At 50.5% G+C, this 19,946-nt stretch carries 18 protein-coding genes and 2 pseudogenes; 13 read left to right on the forward strand and 7 right to left on the reverse strand.

Annotation, left to right across the window (positions count from 1 at the left end; translation table 11 throughout):
- The first annotated feature begins 618 nt into the window (after positions 1 to 618).
- Both hxlA (AC0TOY_RS17340) and AC0TOY_RS17345 read left to right on the forward strand, forming a co-directional pair.
- Positions 619 to 1,254, forward strand: coding sequence for a 3-hexulose-6-phosphate synthase (gene hxlA / locus AC0TOY_RS17340; RefSeq protein WP_064159923.1), 636 nt, complete (start codon positions 619 to 621; stop codon positions 1,252 to 1,254).
- A 243-nt stretch (positions 1,255 to 1,497) separates the two neighbouring features.
- Entirely contained in the window at positions 1,498 to 2,022 is a 525-nt protein-coding gene (locus tag AC0TOY_RS17345; RefSeq protein ID WP_064159924.1) for a 5' nucleotidase, NT5C type, read from the forward strand.
- Positions 2,023 to 2,054: 32 nt separating this feature from the next.
- Here the strand turns inward: AC0TOY_RS17345 and AC0TOY_RS17350 are convergent, their stop codons facing one another.
- Positions 2,055 to 3,200 carry an iron-containing alcohol dehydrogenase gene (locus AC0TOY_RS17350; protein ID WP_248165635.1) on the reverse strand — a complete coding sequence of 382 codons (1,146 nt, stop codon included), beginning with the start codon at positions 3,198 to 3,200 and terminating at the stop codon, positions 2,055 to 2,057.
- A 318-nt stretch (positions 3,201 to 3,518) separates the two neighbouring features.
- Between AC0TOY_RS17350 and AC0TOY_RS17355 the strand changes: the two genes are divergently transcribed.
- The 10 genes from AC0TOY_RS17355 to AC0TOY_RS17400 all read left to right on the forward strand — a co-directional run bounded on the left by AC0TOY_RS17355 (position 3,519) and on the right by AC0TOY_RS17400 (position 13,179).
- Complete coding sequence (locus AC0TOY_RS17355) at positions 3,519 to 3,797, forward strand: HPr family phosphocarrier protein (RefSeq protein ID WP_064159926.1); 279 nt, start codon at positions 3,519 to 3,521, stop codon at positions 3,795 to 3,797.
- A gap of 3 nt (positions 3,798 to 3,800) precedes the next feature.
- Positions 3,801 to 4,127 (forward strand): PTS sugar transporter subunit IIB, encoded by a 327-nt coding sequence (locus AC0TOY_RS17360; RefSeq protein ID WP_064159927.1) that lies wholly within the window; start codon positions 3,801 to 3,803, stop codon positions 4,125 to 4,127.
- Positions 4,128 to 4,164: 37 nt separating this feature from the next.
- Entirely contained in the window at positions 4,165 to 5,610 is a 1,446-nt protein-coding gene (locus AC0TOY_RS17365) for a PTS mannitol transporter subunit IIBC (protein WP_139396729.1), read from the forward strand.
- An 8-nt stretch (positions 5,611 to 5,618) separates the two neighbouring features.
- Positions 5,619 to 6,053 (forward strand): PTS mannitol transporter subunit IIA, encoded by a 435-nt coding sequence (locus AC0TOY_RS17370; protein WP_064172017.1) that lies wholly within the window; start codon positions 5,619 to 5,621, stop codon positions 6,051 to 6,053.
- A complete protein-coding gene (locus AC0TOY_RS17375) occupies positions 6,050 to 7,207 on the forward strand; it encodes a mannitol dehydrogenase family protein (RefSeq protein WP_139396732.1) in 1,158 nt (385 codons plus the stop codon). The genes AC0TOY_RS17370 and AC0TOY_RS17375 overlap by 4 nt, the downstream gene beginning before the upstream one ends.
- Before the next feature lie 11 nt (positions 7,208 to 7,218).
- Positions 7,219 to 7,854 carry a 3-hexulose-6-phosphate synthase gene (gene hxlA, locus AC0TOY_RS17380; protein WP_061376392.1) on the forward strand — a complete coding sequence of 212 codons (636 nt, stop codon included), beginning with the start codon at positions 7,219 to 7,221 and terminating at the stop codon, positions 7,852 to 7,854.
- A 2-nt stretch (positions 7,855 to 7,856) separates the two neighbouring features.
- Entirely contained in the window at positions 7,857 to 8,414 is a 558-nt protein-coding gene (hxlB, locus tag AC0TOY_RS17385; protein ID WP_064172019.1) for a 6-phospho-3-hexuloisomerase, read from the forward strand.
- A 73-nt stretch (positions 8,415 to 8,487) separates the two neighbouring features.
- Positions 8,488 to 9,192 carry a DUF2913 family protein gene (locus tag AC0TOY_RS17390; RefSeq protein ID WP_151085496.1) on the forward strand — a complete coding sequence of 235 codons (705 nt, stop codon included), beginning with the start codon at positions 8,488 to 8,490 and terminating at the stop codon, positions 9,190 to 9,192.
- Between the two features lie 5 nt (positions 9,193 to 9,197).
- The gene (fucO, locus tag AC0TOY_RS17395) at positions 9,198 to 10,349 is read left to right on the forward strand and encodes a lactaldehyde reductase (protein WP_473722248.1); all 1,152 of its coding nucleotides are present in this window, start codon (positions 9,198 to 9,200) and stop codon (positions 10,347 to 10,349) included.
- Between the two features lie 160 nt (positions 10,350 to 10,509).
- Positions 10,510 to 13,179, forward strand: coding sequence for a sigma-54-dependent transcriptional regulator (locus AC0TOY_RS17400; protein WP_473722249.1), 2,670 nt, complete (start codon positions 10,510 to 10,512; stop codon positions 13,177 to 13,179).
- 350 nt (positions 13,180 to 13,529) lie between these two features.
- Here the strand turns inward: AC0TOY_RS17400 and AC0TOY_RS17405 are convergent, their stop codons facing one another.
- A complete protein-coding gene (locus tag AC0TOY_RS17405) occupies positions 13,530 to 14,918 on the reverse strand; it encodes an MFS transporter (protein ID WP_046881969.1) in 1,389 nt (462 codons plus the stop codon).
- A gap of 129 nt (positions 14,919 to 15,047) precedes the next feature.
- Here AC0TOY_RS17405 and AC0TOY_RS17410 point away from each other — a divergent pair, with 129 nt between their 5' ends.
- Positions 15,048 to 15,977: a LysR family transcriptional regulator gene (locus AC0TOY_RS17410; RefSeq protein ID WP_032755477.1), complete on the forward strand. Its 930-nt coding sequence runs from the start codon at positions 15,048 to 15,050 to the stop codon at positions 15,975 to 15,977.
- Between the two features lie 357 nt (positions 15,978 to 16,334).
- Here the strand turns inward: AC0TOY_RS17410 and AC0TOY_RS17415 are convergent, their stop codons facing one another.
- From AC0TOY_RS17415 to AC0TOY_RS17435, 5 genes and pseudogenes are all read right to left on the reverse strand, one after another.
- Complete coding sequence (locus AC0TOY_RS17415) at positions 16,335 to 17,138, reverse strand: carboxymuconolactone decarboxylase family protein (RefSeq protein WP_044613476.1); 804 nt, start codon at positions 17,136 to 17,138, stop codon at positions 16,335 to 16,337.
- 32 nt (positions 17,139 to 17,170) lie between these two features.
- A pseudogene (locus AC0TOY_RS17420) lies at positions 17,171 to 17,980 on the reverse strand (aldo/keto reductase); the annotation flags it as partial.
- A pseudogene (locus AC0TOY_RS17425) lies at positions 17,974 to 18,453 on the reverse strand (MFS transporter); the annotation flags it as partial. The pseudogenes AC0TOY_RS17420 and AC0TOY_RS17425, both read right to left, overlap by 7 nt.
- Positions 18,454 to 18,490: 37 nt before the next feature.
- Positions 18,491 to 19,063, reverse strand: coding sequence for a DUF1349 domain-containing protein (locus AC0TOY_RS17430; protein WP_236948539.1), 573 nt, complete (start codon positions 19,061 to 19,063; stop codon positions 18,491 to 18,493).
- A 28-nt stretch (positions 19,064 to 19,091) separates the two neighbouring features.
- Complete coding sequence (locus AC0TOY_RS17435; protein ID WP_236948530.1) at positions 19,092 to 19,910, reverse strand: GNAT family N-acetyltransferase; 819 nt, start codon at positions 19,908 to 19,910, stop codon at positions 19,092 to 19,094.
- Between the last annotated feature and the right edge of the window lie 36 nt (positions 19,911 to 19,946).

Consider the following 19,946-nt stretch of genomic DNA (forward strand, 5'->3'; position numbering starts at 1 on the left):
TATAACGTCCCATGTTAACAAGCTGCGTTGTGCTTTGCTTTCTGGAAAAAAACATCTTTAATGAAAGAATGCCTTTAACTACTATCGCTGAAATAATTAGAGAAATACAGAATAAAAAATTTATGTTGTTCATGCTGTTCCCTTTTTTATATTCTGGATAAATATAACTGGATATATCCAGAGCATTAGCAGAAATGGTTAATGCAGATAGAATTAAAACGTGTGTAAAATAGTTAACCTTTTCAAGTTATACCTGGCTGTCTCATCGACGGGATCATGTCAGAAAACAAATAAATGTCCAGAATTACGTTACGGTAATGTTATAAAGCAAAGTTTTAGTCACAATCTGTTGATGTGTATCAACGTGTTTCGAATACATTCCTTATAGTGTTTGTTTACGTGTCAATTAGGTAATTCAGTCCACAAAAATAACCTTACAATACAACATGATGAAATGTATTAATGACTGTGTGGCATGAGACTTGCTTTTATAAAAGGCTAAACAATATGATCATCTGCATGATAAGGCCAAAATAAAGCAAGTTACTCGTTTCAGGATTTTTGCATAATTCCTGTTATTCACCAGTGATATTGCAGGCCAAAGGAAAAGAGGTTCACATGAAACTGCAACTTGCACTGGACGGACTGGGATTGTCAGAATCCCTTATTCTTCTTGATAAAGTAAAAGATTCAATCGATATCATTGAAATTGGCACCTCTTTCATTATTCGTGAGGGGCTTAGGGCAGTTTCCGAGATAAAGAGATGTTTTCCACACTTCGAAATTCTGGCAGACCTAAAAATCATGGATGACGGTTATTTCAAAGCGGGAAAAGCGTATCGCGCCGGCGCTGATTATGTCACGGTACTCGGTGTCACCGATCCGCTGACGATCAAAGGCTGCCTTGACATTGCGGGTCAATTAGGGAAAAAAGTGGTGGCAAATCTGATGTGTGTTAACGACCTGCCGACACGTATCACAGAACTTGAAAATATGGGAGTTCATGTCCTGTCTGTTCATACCGGTGTTGATCAACAGGCCGTCGGTCGGGAGCCAATAGAAGATTTACAGTTGTTGGTCGCCCACACGAAGAGGGCTGAGATTGCTGTCGCGGGAGGGATCAACAGTCGTCGCGTCTGGAAGTACATTGATCTGCGTCCGGAAATCATCATTGTCGGCGCAGGTCTGATTCATCACCCGGCCCCCGCAGACGAAGCGGCAGCCATCAAACAACAAATGCGTGAAGCCCGTTAAGCACTCTCACATTAGGGCCGTAATGAAAACGGCCTGTTCGCTCAGACTTACTTCCTGCATAACTCTATCTTCAGTCAACATTCGCGGGGGAGGTGGTTCGGACATGAATGCATTACTGGCCATTTAAGGCCGGATCAGGTTTCCCCTGAGAAATAAATCTACGCTATTCTGACCTGGCGTTTTTCGTCAGGAGCCAGCGCACCTAAGCCTCATCCGATAAACAAGTAAAAGGATCCGGGTTTTATGAAAAGAATTGCCATCGACATGGATGAAGTTATCGCCGATTTCAACTGCAAGTTTATTGCTTCCTTTAATGCCCGTTTCTGTGAAAACATTACGGTCACCGATCTGGCCGGCAAAACGGTTGAGGAGTTCCGTCCACAACTGCTGGCGGAGATGCGGGCAATGATTTGTGAGGACGGTTTTTTCCGCGATATGCCGGTGATCCCGGACAGTCAGAGGGTGGTGGAAGCTCTGCATAACAGGTACGAAATCTTTATTACCAGTGCCGCCATGGACTGGCCGGGTTCTTTTAATGCCAAGTATCACTGGCTCCAGGAAAATTTCCCCTTCATCAGCCCTAAAAACGTGGTGTTTTGTGGCAACAAGAGCATTGTTCATGCTGATTACCTGATCGATGACACACCGCGACATTTTCTAACCTTCCAGGGAGAAGGGATCCTGTTTTCTGCCCCCCATAACCTTGATACGGAAGGATACCGGAGGGTTAATAGCTGGCAGGATGTGGAAACGCTCTTCCTCTCATGAACGTCAGTGGGCCCGGTTCTCGGGCCCTCTCATTACCAGGCCTTATGCAGCAGACTGAGCAGCTGCGACTGACTTAGTTTCGCCGGATTGGCGCGCATGGATGAGGCATTGAGTGCCGCTTCCGCTGCCGCCTCAAGTGCCTCATAAGGTACACCGAGTTCCCTGAGGGTACCCAGTCCGTGGCGATGGCTCCAGTCCGCAAGGGCTGTGAAAGCCTGTGTGGTAGGGACACTAAAGCTGAGCGCCAGGGCGTCACGAATTTCTTCGAGGCGGCTAAGGCTTTCTTCTGACGCGACATTTTCCAGATTCAATTCCAGGCCATAGGGCAGCAGCGTACCGCATAGCGCTCCGTGGGGAGCATCACATAACCCCCCGAGCGGACCGGCCAGACCGTGGATCACTCCCAGCCCGGCGTTAGCCAGTGCCAGACCACCACACAGGCTGACCCAGGCCATTTCATCCCGACTGGTGGTACATTCTTTCTCCGTCAGTGTTCTCAGGGCATTCATCGCGCGGGGAATAGCATCACGGCACAGCATATCGGTGAATGTATTAGCCCGGTTACATACATATGGTTCGATCACCTGGGTGAGGGCGTCCAGCCCCGAGGCCAGGGTCACTGATCGTGGTGTTCTGTCTGTTAATGACGGATCGACCACGGCCAGATCGGGCAGCATGCGTTTATCCCTAAGACTTACCTTCCGGCGTTGTTCAGGAACATTAATGACCGCGTTTTTGGTGACTTCCGCCCCGGTGCCTGCCGTGGTCGGAATGGCCACGAAGGGCAGGGGAGCAGATTCCAGTAAACGTCCGTTCCCGATCACTTCCAGATATTCAATGATGCTGCCGTTGGCTGGCACCAGAGCCGCAATAGCTTTGCCTGCATCAATGACGGCACCGCCTCCTAAACTGACGATCACTTCAATACTGGCTTCGCGAGCCTGTTCAACACCATTCCGGATATCTTCCAGACTGGGTTCCCGGGCTACGGAGAATGTATGGACATCGAGCCCGGCCCCGGCTAATTGTCCGAGCAGCACAGCCGCGCGTGCAGAAGAAGAGCCGTGAACCAGCATCACCCGCTCCGAACGCTGAGCAACCCATCCGGCAACAGTATCAAGCTGCCCACGCCCGAAGTGAATTTCACCGGCGCTGAAAACAGAAAAGAGAGACGGCATAAGGATATCCTTCATAAGGTAATAAACGGCACCGGCGCAGATGTTGTTGGCCTGCACCGTGCCGCAATTCGGCCTCCACCCTAATCAATATTTTCAATCACAGTCACACTTCTGCTGCTATTTGTGGCTGAGATCGTGATTTTCAAAAGTGTGTCTATCTGTCTGAAAACACATGGGTACAACATTACTTTTTCAGCAACACGTTTAAAACACATTTTTTTTAAGATTTATGTTGTTGATTTTTATATGGAATAAAAATATGGCACGGTTTCTGCATTAGTATTGCCATAAAATTAATAACCTCAAGAGAGAAGAAAGATGAATCCTGAGTCAGCCGAATTTGTCATTCACAACAAAAGTGGTTTGCATACTCGCCCCGGGGCTGTGCTGGTTAATATAGCCAAACAGTTCAGCAGCGATATTCAGATTGCCAACGTCACCTCCGCCGGGAAGCCGGTTAATGCCAAGAGCCTGATGAAGCTGATGGGAATAGGTGTACGTAGTGGTCACACAATTCGTGTGGAGGCAACAGGTGAAGATGCCAGAAAGGCAATTGAAGCTATTTCCGAAGGAATTGCTTCAGGACTGGGAGAATAAACGATGCCTGGCGCAGCGAAGAAGGTATGTCTTATTTGCGGTAGCGGAGCTTCCAGCGCATTTCTGGCGATTAATGTCAGAAAAGCGGCTGCAAAAATTGGCCTGGATGTGATTGTGGAAAATCGTCCGGAGTCTGATTTTAAGAAAGCCCTCAGTGAATATGATTCAGTCTTAATTGCGCCTCACCTGGAATTTCTTTTGAAAGACTTTCATCTGTCCGCAGATGATTATTGCCGGGATGTGCAGATTATTCCTTTTTATATCTACGGCACTCTGGACGGTAGTTTGATATTAAGCATGCTACAGGACGTACAAAATAAACCCAAATGAACAGTACCTACCTCTACACTTACAAGGGTATTAAGCCATGAGCAAAGAACAAGTTTCTCTGCAAGTTAAAATACAGAGAATGGGGAATTTCCTCAGTGGAATGGTTATGCCAAATATTGGTGTCTTCATTGCCTGGGGTCTCATTACTGCACTGTTTATTCCGACCGGTTGGTTCCCGAATGAATATCTGGCCAAACTGGTAGGACCGACCATCACCTATTTATTACCTGCGCTGATTGGCTATACCGGCGGGTATAACGTCTATGGTAAACGCGGAGGTGTTATTGGTGCCGCAGCCACCATGGGCGTTGTGATTGGCTCCGACATTACCATGCTGGTTGGTGGGATGGTGATGGGGCCACTGGCGGCCTGGATAATCAAGAAAGTGGATAAGCTGTTTGAAGGAAAGGTGAAGCCTGGCTTTGAAATGCTTATCGACAACTTCAGTATCGGTATTGTTGCCGCGCTGCTGATGGTGGCGGGTTATGCGGTTGTTGAACCCATCTTCTCTGTCATTTTGTCCACGCTAGCACAGGGCGTGTACTGGGCGCTGAATAAAGGTCTGATTCCGTTTACCGCGATCTTTGTTCAACCTGCCTGTGTTCTGTTCCTGAACAACGCGATTAACCACGGCATCATGGCGCCGCTGGGTATACAGCAGGTGGTAGAACACGGCAAGTCGATTCTGTTCCTCGTGGAAGCGAACGGTGGTCCGCAACTGGGTGTCCTGCTGGCATACATGTTCTTTGGTCGCGGCATGGCGAGAAAATCAGCCGCACCTGCTGCGCTTATCCACTTCATTGGCGGTATCGGTGAGATTTACTTCCCGTTCGTCCTGATGAAACCAAAACTGATCATCGCGCCAATCGTCGGCAGCATGGTTTCCCTGTTCATCTTCCAGACGATGGACGGTGGTGTGGTAGGTATCCCATCCCCGGGCAGTATCATCGCTTTCCTGATGATGACACCGAAAGGGTCCTTCATCGCCAACATTCTTGGTTACGGAATTGGCTGCCTGGTGTCCATGGCCATTGCCGGTGCCCTGTTGAAAATGGATGCTCGCCGTGATGCGGAGCTGGAAGCACAGGAACTGGCCGCCGCAGCGACAGCTGAGAATGTTGTGGAAGTTTCTGAAAACACGCCTGCTGCTGCAGCTGTAGATGCGCAGAATACGGTAGTGCCTGGTGTGAAGATCAAGAAAATCATCGTGGCCTGTGATGCCGGAATGGGCTCCAGTGCGATGGGGGCATCCGTACTCCGTAACCGCCTCAAAAAGGCGCAGATTGAAGGTGTCGAAGTCAAAAATGCTTCCATCAGTAATCTGCCTGACGACGTGGATCTCATTATTACGCACTTCGACTTAATGAAGCGGGCGAAATCCAATGTCAGCAGACCGAATGTTTCTTTCATGGGTATCCGTAACTTTGTGGAAGCAACACAGTACGACGAAATTATTCACCAGGTAAAAGAAAACAACGCATAAGGATAATTATGGAAATCTTAAAACTTGACAATATTACGTTATCCGCCTCATTCCAGGATCGTGATGAAGCGATAAAGGCAGCCGGACGTATTCTTGTAGAAAATGGCTACGTTGCTCCGGAATATGTCGATTGTATGTTACAGCGCGAAGCGGTTATTTCGACTTACGTAGGAAATAATGTTGCTGTGCCACACGGGATTTCCGGAAGCGAAGGTTTCATCAAAGAATCAGGGATTTCTGTGGTCGTGGTGCCTGAAGGTGTTCAGTACTCCGAACACGATGTCGCCAAACTGATTATTGGTATTGCTGGCCGGGATGGCCAGCACATGGACATCCTGGGTCAGATTGCAATGATTTGTTCAGAGCAGGAGAACGTTGACGAGATCCTGCAGGCGAAAAGTGCTCAAGAAATTCTCGAAATATTTCAGAAGGAGTTGGTATGAAAGCTGTCCATTTTGGTGCAGGTAACATCGGTCGCGGTTTTATCGGTGATCTGCTGAATAACTCAGGCTATTTCATTACGTTCCTCGACGTTAATAAGCCGATGATTGACGCGATTAACAAGAACGGAAGCTATTACTTTTACTGGATCGATAAAGGCTATTCAAAACGTGAAGTCACCAACGTCGCCGGTATTTACCTGGTAGACGAACAGGATGCAGCTATTAAGGCCATTGAAGAGTGCGATATTCTCACCACCTCCGTGTGGGCAGATAACCTGCCGAAAATCGCAGCCGTGGTGGCGAAAGGTCTGAAACAGCGTCTGGTTTCCGGTCAGCCGAAAATCAACGTCCTGGCCTGTGAAAACGCCCTGTTTGCCTCCGATCGCCTGCGTCGTGAAGTGGTTAACACCGGCATCATTACTGACGCAGAGCTGCATCAGGTCAGTAACTTTGTGAACACCTCCGTTGACCGTCTGGCGCTGACCAACGTTCGTAACGGTGAAACCTGTCTTGATATCGATTCCAACTGTGAGCTGATGATCGAAAGCAGCGCGCTGGTTGATCCGAAAAGCCAGCCTATCCAGGGTGCAGACTATGTGGAAACCCTGAAGCCGTTCATTGAACGCAAACTGTATGTCGTGAACTGCGGACATGCTGCAGCCGGTTACCTCAGCTACCTGAAAGGCTACCCGTATGTACAGGACGGTTTCGCCGATGCCGAAATCGTTAAGCAGGTGGAAGATCTGATGTGGGAATCGGCACAGGTCATGATCAAAGAATATGGCTTTGGTGAAGATGAGATGAAGCACTACATCAAAAAGACCATTGCCATCTGGACTTCCGGTACCGTGAAAGATGATACCCGTCGCGTTTGCCGCTCTCCGATTCGTAAGGTGAACGACACCGACCGTCTGGTAGCCCCAGCGAAAGCATACTGGAATTTGTTCGGTGAAGAACAGCTGTACCCGAAAGTGATCGCTGCCGCTTATGCCTTCGTCAACGAAGAAGATGAACAGGCGGTTGAATTGCAGCGAGCTATTGCGGAGAACGGCATTGAAGCTGCAATCGAGAAATATTCAAACATCCCTGCCACAGCGCCGCTGGCAAAACAGATTGTTAAAAATTTCCTGACTTTTAAAGAACTGCAGAAATAAGAGAGGCACAAATGAAACTTCAATTAGCACTGGACGAAATGCCGTTATCCGAAGCGCTGTTATTCCTGGACAAAGTAAAAGAGTCCGTTGACATCGTAGAAGTTGGTACCCCGTTTATTATCCACGAAGGTTTGAAGGCGGTTACCGAAATTAAACGCTGTTTCCCGCAACTGGAGGTGCTGGCCGACCTGAAAATCATGGATGCCGGTTACTACGAATCTGAAATGGCATTCAAGGCGGGTGCGGACTACGCCACCGTTCTGGGCGTCACCGATATCCTGACCGTGAAAGGTTGTGTAGATATTGCAAACAAAATGGGCAAAAAAGTCGTTGTTGACATGATTTGCGTACCAAACATGCCAGAACGTATCCGCCAGCTGGAAGAAGTCAAAGCCCATATTCTGTCTGTTCACACCGGTGCTGACCAACAGGCCGCAGGACGCGAGCCCATCGAAGATCTGCGTGTAATGGTTGAGCACACTCGTGAAGCTGGAATTTCTGTTGCCGGCGGTATCAACTCTAAGTCGGTCGCAAAATATGTAGCTCTGAATCCCGACATCATCATTGTAGGCTCAGGCATCACTCACAACCCTGATCCTGCAAAAGAAGCTGCTGCTATCAAAGCGGCAATGCGTAAGGGAGCTTGATTATGCAGGCGAAAGAATTACGTGAAATTCTGCAGGAGCTGACTGGTCTGGCTGAACATGTTAATCAGGCTGACGTCGACAAGCTGATTGCTGAAATTGAAGGAGCAAACAAACTGTTTCTGGCAGGTGCCGGTCGCTCAGGGTTTATGATCCGCGCTTTCGCGAACCGTCTGATGCACCTCGGTTATGAGACCTATCTTGTTGGCGAAACCATCACGCCGCCGGCGAAAGAAGGTGACCTGCTGATCATTGGCTCCGGCTCGGGTGAAACCGGTAGTCTGGTCTCCATGGCGCAGAAAGCGGTTGCCCAGAAAGCGAAGATTGCTCTGATCTCCATCTATGACGACTCAAGCATTGGCAAGCTGGCCAGCGCCGTCATCAAACTGCCGGGCTCGACGCGCAAAAGTGGTGAAGGGAAGGGGATCCCAACTATCCAGCCTCTGGGGTCGTCGTTTGAACAGTTACTGTTCCTGACCTGCGACAGCATCGTGCTCACCATCATGCGTCGCAAAGGAATCGAGTATGAAGACATGTTTGCTCGTCATGCCAATCTGGAATAAGTAAACCATAAGGGGTTCCGGTTCTGACCGGTCGCCGGAATCCCTCCCTTTTGAGTACTGAGGGGGCACTAAAATGCTGGATACCTTTGAATCACAAACCACCGACCAGTTAGGTCACTTCGCCTGGTGTGCCTTGGTGGCATTGGGCCTAGCCAGACAGGAAGGTAAAGCAACAAATCAGGTGAGTGAACACGTTTTTATTTCGAACTGGCTGAACAAAGCCTGGAAAGATAAACGTTTTCCTAAAAGTATCGCACCAGAATTAACCGGATTAATAAAAAGAGCCCGGGCGGAAGGGATAGCAGCCAATCTGGAAAAAGTGCTGTATGCCCTCTTTAAAAAATGCACCAGAAGCATTATCGAGCAGTCGGAATTGTTTCGCCTTAATTTTGCCATCGATGGCTTTAAGCGTTATGGCTGGAAAACCGTTCTGACCACGGCGCGAGACTGGAAAGTGCTGACGAAATGCGACCCATCCATGGTCGAAGGAAATGCACTGATTATTGACAATAAATCCCTGTATTCATCCTTCAATGATTCCGGGTATTTACTGAAGCCGCTGGAACTCAAGGTTTTTGGTGACAAGGCTTTTTTTATTAATTTACTCAAACGGTTTTATCTGCCGGTTGTGGCGACAGGGGATGATTCAGTTTTTCTGCTGACACCAGAAAGAACGGAATATATCCGTAACACAATTATCAGGTCCAAGTTGAGTGATTTTCACTCGGCGAAAATTCATTCGAACACGACGCTTAGTCTGTCTTCTGGTATAAGGTGAAAAACATGATCAACAGAATGATCCTCAACGAAACCTCTTACTTTGGTAAAGGTGCCATCCGTTCAATTGTGGACGAAATCAAAAAGCGTGGTTTTACTAAAGCGCTGATTGTGACAGATAAAGATCTGATTAAATTCAATGTGGAGACCAAAATTACCGCGCTACTGGAAGAAAACGGTCTGGCCTATGCGATTTATGATGAAGTCGTACCAAATCCGACCGTAAACGTGGTGCACAAAGGAGTGGAGGCTTTCAAACAGGCCGGTGCGGATTACCTGATTGCCGTGGGTGGTGGTTCGCCACAGGATACCTGCAAAGCGATTGGAATGATGATGGCTAACCCGGAATATACCGATGTCCGCATGCTGGAAGGTGGTGCCCCCACCCGTAACCCATCCATTCCGATCATTGCCATTCCGACCACCTCCGGCACTGCAGCGGAAGTGACTATCAACTACGTGATCACCGACGAAGAAAAACGTCGAAAATTTGTCTGCTTTGACCCGCACGATATCCCGGTAATCGCCGTCATTGACCCGGAGATGATGTCCAGCATGCCAGCAGGTCTGAAAGCGGCAACGGGTGTCGATGCCCTGACTCACGCTATTGAAGGTTACATTACCCGCGGTGCCTGGGAACTGACAGATATGTTCCATATCAAGGCCATTGAAATTATTGGCCGTTCTCTGCGTGATTCGGTTAAAGGGATCGCCTCCGGTGTGGAAGGTATGGCGCTGGGCCAGTACATTGCTGGGATGGGCTTCTCGAACGTGGGTCTCGGTCTGGTGCATGGTATGGCGCACCCGCTGGGCGCTTTCTACGGCACCCCGCACGGGGTGGCTAACGCGGTATTACTCCCGCATATCATGGCATTTAACGCCGAACACACCGGAGAGAAATATCGCGATATCGCCTTCGCTCTGGGTGTTAAAAACGCTTATGACCTGACGCTGCCGGATGCGCGTAACGCCGCAGTGGATGCGGTGGTGAAGCTGAATAAAGACATTGGCATCCCGGAGCGTCTGCGTGATGTGGGCATGAAGGAAGAAGATGCAGATGCACTGGCAAAAGCCGCCTTTGCCGATGTCTGTACCCCGGGCAACCCGAGAGACTGCGACGAAGCAACCGTGAAAGCGCTGTATCTACAGTTGTACTAAGCAATCGTTGATGGAAAGTTAGTGGCTAAAAAGTAATCTTAACGAAGTCAAGTTGGAAGGATTTTGAAGCATTGCTTGCAATGCTTCTTTTTTTTCAGCCGTTCTGGCTATGTGATAAAATAATCGGTATGTATTTAATTTGTAACGGGTATCAGTGCTCATGCGAATAGATGATGTTTATGCGAAACTGAAACAGTTAGCCGGCGAAAATGGAGTAAGCGCCAAAGAAATCGCCGACGCCATGAACATTGGTCGTTCAAATGTCAGCCATGAACTGAACAAGCTGGTACTGCAGGGAAAAGCCCGGAAAAAAAGTGGAAAACCGGTTCTGTTTCAACCTGTGGTACAGCAGGTTGTGCTGAACGAATCCCGCAAAGATATCCTGGGTGCCCACCTTAAGCTTAACCCCAGCCTGAAGCTGGCCATCGAGCAGGCTCGCGCGGCCGTTCTGTATCCGCCAGACGGCATGAATATGTTGATCCTCGGCGAAACCGGTGTAGGTAAGTCCCTCTTTGCCGAGTTAATCGTGTCGTATGCACAGCACAACAACATCATCCCTGCTGAAGCAGAGCTAATCATCTTTAACTGTGCGGACTATTCGAATAACCCACAGTTGCTTATCGCCCAGTTGTTCGGCACGCGAAAGGGGGCCTATACGGGGATTGACGAGAACCGAATCGGCCTGATTGAAAAGGCGAATAATAGCTTCCTGTTCCTCGATGAGGTCCATCGTTTGCCACATGAAGGGCAGGAAATGCTGTTTACCTTTATGGATAAGGGAGTCTATCGGCGTCTTGGAGAGGCTGATGCCCTTCGTACTGCCAACGTCAAAATCATTGCGGCGACGACGGAAACCCCTGAATCACACCTTCTCCGTACGTTTACCCGCCGTTTTCCCATAACCATCCGTTTGCCGGCATTGAGGGAACGGACACTGCAGGAGCGGATTAAACTGGTCCATTCATTCCTGCAGACCGAATCAAAATCGATACAATGCAGCATCAGCATCTCCGGTAATGCCCTGCGGGCCTTCTACATCTATGACTGCCCGAACAATATCGGCCAGCTGCGCGCTGATTTGCGTTCTGCCTGTGCCAAAGCGTACGTCGATTACGTCACTGGTATTCGCGAAATCATCACCATCACCAGTGACTATCTTCCTCAGCACGTCAGCGCCTTTCTGCTCAATGAAACCGAACACCGTAAGCTGTGGAACGAACTGTTAGGGGGCAAAACCAAATTCACCGTTTTTCATCCCAGTGGGGATATTGAAAACGAAAATATGTTCTTTCTGGATGAGCAGCAGAAAGGGACAACATTGCAGAAAATGGAGCTCAGTACACTCTTTGGTGCCGGGCCGGAAAGCTCCTACCTACAGAGCCTGTATGCGACCAAACTCAGTATGATCAAGAGTAAGGACGATATCAAAACCATTCAGGATTACGTTACCGGTACAATTTCTGAACTCACTGATGAGATCATACAGCTCAGCCAGAAACGACTGGAGAAAACCTTTGACATCAATTTCCAATATGCCCTCAGTATCCATCTTGAGAAAACCCTGAACCGGCTGAAGTTTGACCAATTGATCACTCATCCTCGACTGAATGACATCAGGATAAAACATAACCGTGAATTTAACGTGGCTCTGGATTGCCTGCGCATTATCGAGAAAAAGGTGGACATCTCCATGCCTATCGATGAAGCGGCATTTCTGACCATGCTCTTCATCCATTATGAAGATAGTGAAGTGCTGCGCGCGAAGCAGGTGAGGGTTATGCTCATTATGCACGGGGAAAGTGCAGCAACTTCTATGGCCGATACAGTCAATGAGTTACTGGACGTGGAATATGTTAAAGGGTTTAATCTTTCGCTGAAAGTCCAGCCGCAAATTATCCTTGAACAGATTATTGCCTATATCAAAACATGGGAGGTCAAGTCTGACCTTTTCCTGTTGGTGGATATGGGGTCACTGTCGAATTTTGGTGCAGTGATCCTGCGTGAGTGTGGGGTCAGGACTAAGACCATGCAGTTGGTCAGTACCATGCATGTTATTGAAGCCGTTCAGAAAGCGATGCTAGGCCTGCCACTTGAGGAAATTTATAACGAAGTCCTGGGGGTGAACTATCTTCTGGATCAATCCTACCGCGCTAAGAGTGAATTTAACCGACAGACGAAGAAACTGGCTATTGTAATGGTCTCTTCCTCAGAAGAGGATCTGCCGGAAACCCTGACCAGCTTGTCAAACCGCCTGACATACAAACCCAATATTCTCGAAATTATTCCGATTATCTCTTCCGACAAACAAGATATTGCTCAGCGGCTGAAGTCCACATCGTATGTGTTCGATATTGTTTCGGTTATTACCAATATTCCAATCCCGAGTCAGTGGCGTACCCTGCGTCTCGATGAAATATTGTGGGAAGAAAACATTACCACTCTTCAGGCGATTATCGACATTGAAACCACCTATGTTCTGCTGGTTGAACCCCTCAACGGGTTACTGAAAAACACCAGTGCTTCCCGGGTTGTTACTGAAGTGCGTAAAGCCGTGCTGAAAATTTCGGAAGCGCAGGGGCTTAACCTGACGGCTAACGCTCATATCGGGATTGCCATGCATCTGTCCTGTCTTATCGATAAAAAGTTGACTGATGGACCAGCTTCTGCTCCTGTCCGTCAAACCCGAGCCGGGAATCAAGCGTTTTCCAGGGATCCGGTATTGAAGGTTTTCTCAAAAGAGTTGCACGCGCTCGAGACAAAGTTTCAGATAGAATTCAGTGATGATGAAATCGTATATCTAAAATCGCTTTTTGAGCAGAATAGCTTTTAACGAGTCGGTAGCCCCCCCGTGATGGAGGGCTTTTCTGAAACTCACGCAGAAACTCAGTAGCCTCTATAGGGCAGGATCGTCTACTGGGGCGGGGTCTGTCCAACTTTCCAGAAAGTACAGAATCAGATTGATCGTGATACTGCAGGAAAAAATGGCAGATTTAATACAGCAACTCGAGTTTGATATAACCGCAGCAGAACTGTCAGCCTATCTTTTTAAACCGGGCCATGCCTGATAACTTACCTGGTAGCGATAATAATGGAGACCGACGGAGGACTCCACTTTGGTTGCGGGATCAGCGTTTTGCGCTGCTGGCGCTGGAGTAGTCGCGTTTAGTGATATTTTCGCATTTATCCTGTTTCCGCAGGATGAGTAATTTTACGCAACCGGCTCGCGCTGACGATGACCGATACCGCAGAGGCCGCGGCAGCGCTCCACAGCGCAACATGAATTGACCTTTCATCTGCTGCCAGCAGAACGGCTACGGCGGCGGCTCCCAGGCACTGCCCGAAAGTGCGCATAATGGATAAAACACCGGACGCATAACTCGCGTGCTCACGAATAACGTTTGAGAGCATTTCCCGGTTATTGGGACTCTGAAAGCAGCCAAACCCTATTCCGCACACCAGACTTCGCAGGCAGATATCCCACATTGAAGGGCCGGCGGGTAACGTCGCCAGCAGGATCAAACCGATGACAAAAATCACCAGCCCCAGGGTGGATATCGCCGGGGCTGATATCGTGTCCGCCCAACGGCCTGCATGCGGCGCAATCAGCACGATCCCTAACGGCCACGGCGTAAACAGCAGGGCAGACACTACCGGACTGTAGCCGTATTCGCTCTGAAACAGGAAGGGTAGCGCAATAAAGGTGATCCCCTGGCTGACAAAAGCAACCATCGACGTGAAGGCCGCGAGGGTAAAACGTTCATTTTTAAACATGGTCGGCGGCAGTAAGGGATGATCCGTGCGGCGGATTTGCCAGATAAAAGCCATGCCGCTCAGCGCAGCGAGAGCCATCCAGCAAAGGCTGCCGAATTGAGAAGTAGCGTTCTGTAGGCTGTTCGCCGCCATGATCGTCGAACCCAACAGCAGCGCCGACAATATGGCGCCCAGGGTGTCGAAGGGCGCCTGCATAGGGATCGCATCCCGCGGCAGCGCTCTGACCGCCAGCAGTAAGGCGAGGGTGCCGGGAAGAACGTTTATCGCAAACAGCCATTGCCAGCTCAGGGTGTGAAGGATCGTACCGCCCAATACCGGGCCGATAGCGGAGCTGGAGGCAATGAGCAGGGCATGGAACCCCAGAATGCGGCCAAGTAATCGTCCGGGAAATACGGACCTGAGTATTGCGGGGGCAATACTCAGCGTCGCCGCGCCGCCGATCCCCTGAAGCACGCGCATACCAATAAGCACTTCGGGCTTATTCGCCAGCGCGCAACCCAGTGATGTCAGGGTAAAGGTCGTCAGGCCCGCCAGAAATACGGGGCGATAACCCAGACGGGCCGCAAGCGCCGCGAATATCGCCAGCGTCATCGCAGCCGCCAGCAGATACCCGTTGGCGAACCAGACGGCAATACTGGCAGGTACCTGCATCTCCTGAGCCATTGAGGGCAGGGCAATGTTGATCATGGTGCCATCAAACACGCCCATTAAGGTGGTGGTCATTATTGCGGCCATCACCCGTGCACGCGCCGGGCCAGGCAGTCCTTCGTCGCCGGGTTGGCTGGAAAAGAGCGTCATCATTTGTCCTCTGAGAAGAGTGTATGGATGACAAAACTATAAAGATGGCTTTTACTGGGCGGAAGGCGCACTACTTTCACTTTATTATTGCATCAAACGCCTTATCTTAATGTACTGGGAGGAAGGATAATGTCTGATCCCGATTTTAATTTGCTGGTAGCACTCGACATATTGCTGAGTGAAGCGAGTGTCGCAGGTGCGGCACGTCGTCTGAACCTCAGCACCTCGGCCATGAGCCGGACATTAAGCAGGTTACGCGATGTCACAGGAGACCCGATCCTGGTGCGCGCCGGGCGTAACATGGTACTGACCCCGTGGGCCGAAGCGACCCGGGATCGCGCCAGGCGTGCAGTGCACGAGGCCAGGGCAGTATTGCAGCCCTCAACGGAAACGTTCTGCGCGCGAAGTCTGGCGCGTCTTTTTACCATCAGGGCAAACGATGGCTTTGTGGTGGCGTTTGGGCCTGCGCTCATAGCAGCGGTTGCCGACGCCGCGCCGGATGTCTGTATACGCTTCGCGCCTAAGCCGGAAAAAACGTCGCGCTATCTTCGGGAAGGGCTGGTTGATCTGGAGATTGGCGTTCAGAGTAATATGGGGCCAGAAATACGGCTGCAACGACTGTTTGAGGATCGGTTTGTTGGCGTCGTGCGTAAAGGGCACTCGCTGGCTAAGCAGGCAGAAATAGGCGTGGGTGATTATGTCGCCTGGGGCCATGTGGTAGCGTCACCCGATGGCGCGTTGCACGGATCCGTCGACGATGCGCTGGCCGAACTGGGGACAAAACGTAAAATTGCGAGCGTCGTACCGGGATTTCCGACAGCCCTGTCCGTGGCGCTGGAATCGGATCTTATCGCCATGATACCCGCACTCTATTTACTCAATCAGCAGGTAACGGACCAGGTACATGTTTTCGAGCTGCCGTTCAAAAGCCGTCGTATTACGGTATCGCAGATGTGGCACCCAAGAATGGAACGCGACCCCGGTCACCGCTGGCTGAGAGAGCAAATTCTTGCGATATGCGGTGTGGGGAGGTCAGTCATGACTAAGGAGCCTGTATAGCGATTGCTATAACATCAATTTATATTAAATGAATAATTCAATTCATTGATATTTAATATAAAATACATCAAGCGAAGTAGCGGTGTAGTAACTAAATTGAGATGCCCATCTCTGACCAAATAGACATGTCCGCGCTACCGTCTCGCCACAGCGATCGCTGCTTTCATGAGACTCATGACGGCATACGGAACGGCAATTTTCTCAATGAGCGATGTGAACAGACTCACGATCGAAGTCTCCATACTTCGATAGACCGTTTATGTTCTTTCCGCGAGACCTAATCGGAAGCCCTCGTGGTACCTTTAAATTAACAATTAACGATAAATAAAGGACAGCTTACCTGTCCTTTATTCTTTTTTATTCAGCTTTGCTTTCGCGCGATCGCAATACCTCGCCGACCACCGGGGCGGCGGTAAACGCATTTGGCCATCCCGCGTAGAACGCCGCCTGGGCGACTACTTCTCCGGCCTCTTCAGCCGAAAGCCCATTATCCATGGCTCTGTTCAGGTGGTAGCCAATCTGCGCGCTCTGTCCGGCGGCGATTAACGCGCTGACCGTCACCAGACTTCTGTCGCGGGGCGTAAGCGCGGGCCGTTGCCAGAGGTCGAGAAACAGCGGGTCGGCGGTAAATTTAACCAGGCCAGGCGAAATGGGGCCGACATTTTTTTCCACGGTCTCTGCACGCTGTTTCTCTACCTGTTCATTGAGTGGCAGCAGCGTTGGCGAGGCGGCGGGCAGGGCCTCTGCCGTGATGCCGCGGGCTGCAAAGATCGCTTTGGTCACGCTGACGGCTGACATTGCATTGGGCCAACCTGAGTAGAACGCCAGATGGGTAATGATCTCTGATACTTCCGCTGGCGTCACGCCGCTATCGAGCGCAACGGCAATATAGTGCTTCAGCTCGCCTGGCTGGTTGCGGGCAATCAGCATGGCTACGGTCACGATGCTACGGTCCCTGGGCGAGAGGGCTTCGCGTGTCCACAGATCTTCAGTAATTGCTTCTCGACCAAAGCGTGCCAGCGCCGGTGAGACCGCGTGAATATCAGCGTCCACAAGGGTGGAGGGGGTAATTTTCATCATAGCTTCATCTCTTTGTTCGTTGGCATAAGTAAAATCAGACAGCACAAGCGACAAGGCTGCCGCGGCAATCACGTTTTTCATGTTTTATTCTCCCTGCTGAACAGGACAGAGGGTTACCGCGTCCACACCTGATGATGGTCTTTGGCTTGCGGCGTGTTTTGCGCCATCACGCCTGTGAGAACGTGCGGCTGGTAGGCCTCTTCCAGATAGCGGATCTCCTCAGAACTGAGCCGCAGGTTCACGGCGCTGACCGCACCGTCAACATGGTGCTTTTGCGTGGCGCCGACCACCGGGGCGGTGACTTTAGTCAGCAGCCAGGCCAGCGAGATTTCGGTCATGGAGACCTGATGCCGTTCGGCAAGTTCGGCGACGCGCGCAATAATGATCCGATCCTGCTCTGCCGTGCCGTCGTATTTCCCCCGGGCATAATCATCTTCCACCGCTCGCCGCGTGTAGCCTTCTAAACGCGAGAGACGGCCGCTGGCCAGCGCGCTATAGGGGGTCATGGCGATATTATCTTCTGCGCACAGCCCGAAGAGTTCTCGTTCGTCTTCACGCATAATCAGGTTGTAATGGCTTTGCATGGAGACAAAGGGCGTCAGCCCTTCGCGTTCAGCAAGGGCGTTCGCCTTCGCCAACTGCCAGGCATAGCAATTGGAAATGCCAATCGCGCGCACCTTGCCGGCGGTCACGGCGGCGTGCAGCGCCTCCAGCACGTCGATAACCGGGGTGTTGTGATCCCAGATGTGGTAGATGTAGAGGTCGATGTAGTCCATCCCGAGGTTTCGCAGACTCTGGTCAAGCGAGCGGGCTATCGCCTCTTTTCCGCTGATCCCCTCGGCTATCTGGGCAGCGGTTCGTGGCAGAAACTTGGTGGCCAGCACCACCTCCTCGCGTTTTGCCATCTCCCGCAGCGCCCGGCCACCGGCCCGATAACCGGGGCGAGCAGAACAACAGAGGTCAGCGCAGCCATGATCCTGATGGAATCCTTTTCATCAAAGGCCTCCTGTATTGATACATAACCCACGGTGGAGATGAAGCAGATACTGGTTCCCTGTATAAAACGGGCAATAAAATACTGTTCGATCGAGGTGACAAACAGCATGCTCAGGCATGCCAGGGCAAAGATGATTGCACCAGTGAGCAGGACGGGGCGGCGACCAATCCGGTCGGAGAGAGGTCCCAGGAGCCACTGGAGCGCCAGTCCGCCTGCCATATACAAACTGACTGATACTGGAGCCAGCGTAACATCCGCCTGTAACTCATTTATAATGTTAATGACGCCCGGCTGAATAAGGTCCGTTGTCAGGTAGGCTGAAAAATCGTAGATGATCATCGCCAGTGGAAATAATAGTATGCTGCCATACCTGCTAAGGCTCCCCAAAAATGGCTTCATAAACGGGTTCTCCGTTTTTATTATTGAATGGTTATTATCAACTTAGATCGTGCAGTTCCTTATCCATCGCAGGAGTCAGTCTGAGATCAAGAAATGCTACCTCCAATCCCTTGCGCTGAGGTGTACAACACATGATGCCCGTTTTGACAGGGCCCGTAGGGAAATGGCATAAGCGAAGTAATGGCCAGTGCTGTCCATCTGAGGAGTACTGCAGTCGTAACGCATCTTTTTTACGGGTCAGACGCAGCCAGAATTCCTTCGGATCCCCAGGAAAGAGTCCTGTAGCCCAGTCGGAATATCCCTGCGTGAGTACACTCCCGATTGCAGGTGCTCCATCGTTGAATTCGATGCCAGCTTTGAGCCAGTGCTGTTCGTCAGAGATAATCATAATTCCGGCCTGGTCATAGAGTGTGGTGAAGTCTGCACGGATCCTGACCTGAAAAGTAAAATCACCTGTTAAATCAGTAGTGTAGACGTGGCCGGTAAAACGCTCAAATCCGTACCAGGTACGGCACCAGAAATCAGTATGCTCATCTGTGATTACCGACAGGGCGTTATTTTCGTAGCACCATACGGCGGGCTCATTGAGCCATTCAAACTTGCAACTCATCATTGTTCTCCTGTCATTCGGAACGCAGCTAAAATGTCAGCTCCATCTCAAACTGGCATAACGGTTCAGCCTGATAACCCGCCGTAGTAAATAATGGTGCCAGCGTTTCTGGGATAGCGGCTGATGTACCTATGCCAGGCCATCTGGCATTGATTTTCTTCAGCATTGTTTTAGCCCGTCCCTGGTAACGATACGCCGGTTCAACAAACAGACAGCGGATCTGAGGTTGGCCCATGAACTCCGCGACAGCACACCATGCATGTTCGTTATCCCTGAGGATGTCGCAGGGAATAGTCAGGAGCGGCAGGGGACTGGCCAGCCAGGGAAGATCATCATCTGGCGCAGACCAGACGGTACGCAGGAAGTCGTCAACAGTCCTGGATTCCATATCCCCTGAAGGTATTTCCAGACGAGACTGTGGATCTCCCCGGTATTTACACAGATGTCGGCGTACCTGAAAACCGAGCGCGTGATAGAGAGCGATGGCCCGGGTATTTCCGCGCATCACTTCCAGCCTCACGCTGGATAACTTTTTCTCTTTTAAGGAGGTAAACAGAGGAGCAAGCATCTGTTTTGCCAGTCCCTGGCTCCGGTACTCGGGCAACACACCAAATGCCGCAAGACGTGCCTTGTCCATTCTTCGGGTTACGATGGCAATTGCCGCCGGGTTATCATTGACCAGCCAGACAAAGGAGTCTTCAAGGCTCAACCCTTCGGAAATGAAACGTGACGCAAACATTTCCGGGGGCAACGCAAACGGTGTCAATGATTCATCAAAGCTGTCTGCAAGAATACGGCACAGCTCCGTAATGCTGCATTCGATGGCTGGTACCGGAATAACGGTCATAGATAAAGCTCTCCATTGCGGTTACCGGGAGCTACA

This window comes from Enterobacter sp. PL_is379 (genome assembly GCF_055817355.1).

Excerpts from the sequence above, each read along its gene's own strand:
- AC0TOY_RS17390 (WP_151085496.1), top strand. The coding sequence starts at position 8,488 with ATGCTGGATACCTTTGAATCACAAACCACCGACCAGTTAGGTCACTTC.
- AC0TOY_RS17375 (WP_139396732.1), top strand. The coding sequence starts at position 6,050 with ATGAAAGCTGTCCATTTTGGTGCAGGTAACATCGGTCGCGGTTTTATC.
- AC0TOY_RS17435 (WP_236948530.1), bottom strand. The coding sequence starts at position 19,910 with ATGACCGTTATTCCGGTACCAGCCATCGAATGCAGCATTACGGAGCTG.
- AC0TOY_RS17350 (WP_248165635.1), bottom strand. The coding sequence starts at position 3,200 with ATGCCGTCTCTCTTTTCTGTTTTCAGCGCCGGTGAAATTCACTTCGGG.
- AC0TOY_RS17370 (WP_064172017.1), top strand. The coding sequence starts at position 5,619 with ATGGAAATCTTAAAACTTGACAATATTACGTTATCCGCCTCATTCCAG.
- AC0TOY_RS17345 (WP_064159924.1), top strand. The coding sequence starts at position 1,498 with ATGAAAAGAATTGCCATCGACATGGATGAAGTTATCGCCGATTTCAAC.
- AC0TOY_RS17355 (WP_064159926.1), top strand. The coding sequence starts at position 3,519 with ATGAATCCTGAGTCAGCCGAATTTGTCATTCACAACAAAAGTGGTTTG.
- hxlA (WP_061376392.1), top strand. The coding sequence starts at position 7,219 with ATGAAACTTCAATTAGCACTGGACGAAATGCCGTTATCCGAAGCGCTG.
- AC0TOY_RS17415 (WP_044613476.1), bottom strand. The coding sequence starts at position 17,138 with ATGAAAAACGTGATTGCCGCGGCAGCCTTGTCGCTTGTGCTGTCTGAT.
- hxlA (WP_064159923.1), top strand. The coding sequence starts at position 619 with ATGAAACTGCAACTTGCACTGGACGGACTGGGATTGTCAGAATCCCTT.
- hxlB (WP_064172019.1), top strand. The coding sequence starts at position 7,857 with ATGCAGGCGAAAGAATTACGTGAAATTCTGCAGGAGCTGACTGGTCTG.
- AC0TOY_RS17360 (WP_064159927.1), top strand. The coding sequence starts at position 3,801 with ATGCCTGGCGCAGCGAAGAAGGTATGTCTTATTTGCGGTAGCGGAGCT.
- fucO (WP_473722248.1), top strand. The coding sequence starts at position 9,198 with ATGATCAACAGAATGATCCTCAACGAAACCTCTTACTTTGGTAAAGGT.
- AC0TOY_RS17365 (WP_139396729.1), top strand. The coding sequence starts at position 4,165 with ATGAGCAAAGAACAAGTTTCTCTGCAAGTTAAAATACAGAGAATGGGG.
- AC0TOY_RS17410 (WP_032755477.1), top strand. The coding sequence starts at position 15,048 with ATGTCTGATCCCGATTTTAATTTGCTGGTAGCACTCGACATATTGCTG.
- AC0TOY_RS17405 (WP_046881969.1), bottom strand. The coding sequence starts at position 14,918 with ATGACGCTCTTTTCCAGCCAACCCGGCGACGAAGGACTGCCTGGCCCG.
- AC0TOY_RS17400 (WP_473722249.1), top strand. The coding sequence starts at position 10,510 with ATGCGAATAGATGATGTTTATGCGAAACTGAAACAGTTAGCCGGCGAA.
- AC0TOY_RS17430 (WP_236948539.1), bottom strand. The coding sequence starts at position 19,063 with ATGAGTTGCAAGTTTGAATGGCTCAATGAGCCCGCCGTATGGTGCTAC.